This is a genomic window from Streptococcus sp. GMD4S, assembly GCF_000296955.1.
The window spans coordinates 1-2,499 of the sequence record NZ_AJRE01000479.1 but is presented as its reverse complement, the minus strand read 5'-3'; the positions used below and the strand labels follow the sequence as shown (position 1 = coordinate 2,499).

The 2,499-nt window shown below is 38.3% G+C and carries 3 protein-coding genes and 1 pseudogene; all 4 read left to right on the top strand.

Annotated features, from left to right (window positions below; genetic code table 11):
• Nucleotides 1-359: pseudogene (locus GMD4S_RS11855) on the top strand (M3 family metallopeptidase); the annotation flags it as partial.
• Between the two features lie 20 nt (nucleotides 360-379).
• The gene (locus GMD4S_RS11850; RefSeq protein WP_001079821.1) at nucleotides 380-1,162 is read left to right on the top strand and encodes a hypothetical protein; all 783 of its coding nucleotides are present in this window, start codon (nucleotides 380-382) and stop codon (nucleotides 1,160-1,162) included.
• 61 nt (nucleotides 1,163-1,223) lie between these two features.
• The gene (locus GMD4S_RS11845) at nucleotides 1,224-2,015 is read left to right on the top strand and encodes a DUF2785 domain-containing protein (protein WP_000284153.1); all 792 of its coding nucleotides are present in this window, start codon (nucleotides 1,224-1,226) and stop codon (nucleotides 2,013-2,015) included.
• A gap of 111 nt (nucleotides 2,016-2,126) precedes the next feature.
• The coding region (locus GMD4S_RS11840; RefSeq protein ID WP_000714863.1) for an MIP/aquaporin family protein at nucleotides 2,127-2,499 on the top strand (373 nt) is incomplete at its 3' end.

Sequence of the window (2,499 nt, the reverse complement as noted above, 5' to 3'; positions counted from 1 at the left end):
AGCTCAACAGCATTATGAAGGAAGTTTTGACAGATTTCTGGGGAGATGCTATTGAAATTGACGACGATGCGGCCTTGACTTGGATGCGACAAGCTCACTATTACATGGGCTTGTATAGCTACACCTACTCTGCTGGTCTTGTCATCTCGACAGCAGGTTATCTCCATCTGAAAAACTCTGAGAATGGGGCTAGAGACTGGCTCAATCTCCTTAAATCAGGTGGTAGTAAGACACCGCTTGAGTCAGCCATGATTATCGGTGCCGATATTTCAACAGACAAACCACTCCGTGATACAATCCAATTCTTGTCAGACACAGTTGACCAGATTATCGCCTACAGTGCCCAGTTGGGAGAGTAGGGGGAATTTAGGATAAGGATATGAACAGAATTAAAAAATGGCTGGAGCAGGATTCACAAAGAATACGTTTTATAAAAATAGGCCTAGTCTTGTTGGGAATCATTTTATTGATTGCTCTTCCTACTCTCTATCTTGTTTTGAGCGGAGTTGGTATTTGGTATTTTGTAAAGAAAGTACCAGATATTCGAAAAAGAAATTTAATGATAGGACTTTTTGTTGTTAGTTTTATTGTAGTTTCTCTTCAAACTCCGACAGTCACAAAGAAAATTTCATCTTCTCAATCAGAAACTAAGCAAACTGCGGCATCCACTGCTAAAGTAGAGTCAACAACCGATGCTTCATCTAGTACAGAAGAGGCAAAACGAGTTGATGAAGAGAAAAAAGCTAAAGAAAAAGCAGAAGAAGAGAGAATTGCCAAAGAAAAAGCTGTAAATGAGTTGCAAGAAAAAGGTGAAACCTTAGTCAAACAATTGGAAGAAAGTCAAGATGCAAGTCAAGTGAAGTCTGTTAAAGAAACAGTTAATCAGATTGAAAATAATGATAAAAAGGCAGAATTGCTCGATAGGATAGACGCAGTTGAGTCTTTAATTTCTCAAAAAGAAGAAGAGAAAAGAATTGTGCGTGAATCTGAGACTAAAGCCCAACAGCAAGATAGAATTGTCTATGTTGCAAACCATGGGAATGCGAAAGTTTATTGGTATAGTAAGGATAGAATGCCTTTAAAAACTAATAAAGCTAATGTTGTCGAGATGACAGAGGCTGATGCAATTGCAGCAGGAAAACGTCTATCTAAAAAAGAATAAGATAGAAAGTTATCTTGGGCTGGCTTTTTAAACAGTTGCTAGAAATGTAGAGGTATTGACCATGTATCAAGAGTTACTTAGAAAAATAGCAGAAGAAAAACCAAGTTATCATGAGGAAGAAATCCAATGGTTGCTTGATCATTTGGGAGATCCTTCTCCAGAAATTCGCGATGACCTTGTTTTTACAAGCTTTGCTAGAGGGATTCAGGAAGAGCTATTTACACAGGAACAATTTTATTTCATTGCTGAAGGGATTTCATCTGATGGAGGGTTAGATAAAGAGATTGATAAGGTAGGCTTGTCAACACTTGAACGTTCTTTTAGGGCGCTTATTTATGCAAATCTCTTGTCTGCGGATGCCAACCAGCAATCGATTTTTTATCAGGGATTAAAAGCAGAAATTCGTAATGTCCTTTTAAATCAAGGCTTGCACTATCTTTCAAAAGAAAAGGATACAACGAGTTTTTCAAGTCAGTATGGTTGGGTTCATGCTTTTGCACATGGAGCCGATTTACTGACAGAGGTAGTTTGTCATCCAGACTTTCCTAAAAACAGAGTTCATGAAGTATTTGATATACTTGGCCAACTATTTAAAAGAGTTTCGATTCGCTTTACAGATGATGAGGATTGGCGTTTAGCAAGAGTGATCTATGAACCTATTTTACAAGGGAAGTTGGAGCAAGAGCAAGTAGCTTCTTGGATAAAAGCTGTTGATTTTCCGATAGAAGAAAGGGAGGATTTTTACAAATTTTCAAACTTTAAGTCCTGTCTGTTGGAAGTCTATGTTCAACTTGACCAGAGAAATAGTTTACAAGATGACTTGAAAGACGCTATCCAGTCTTTTCAATACTAGAGATTAGCTAATAGTTATATGATTTTCAAGAAAATTTCCAATAAATTTTCTTGGAACCCTTTCCCTCTTTTGATAGACTAGTATCTAGTTTTTGAAAAAAGGAGAAAGAAAATGAAAAAATTTGTCGCTGAGTTAATCGGTACTTTCATGCTTGTGCTCATCGGAACAGGAGCTGTTGTTTTTGGAAATGGTCTTGATGGCCTTGGTCACCTTGGAATTGCCTTTGCCTTTGGTTTGGCAATCGTAGTTGCAGCCTACTCAATCGGAACTGTTTCAGGTGCTCACTTGAACCCAGCTGTTTCGATTGCTATGTTTGTTAACAAACGTTTGTCATCAAAAGACCTTGTCAACTACATCCTTGGTCAGGTTGTTGGAGCTTTCCTTGCGTCAGCTGCGGTATTCTTCCTCTTGTCTAACTCAGGCATGTCAACTGCTAGTCTTGGTGAAAATGCCTTGGCAAACGGTGTCACTGTCTTTGGTGGAT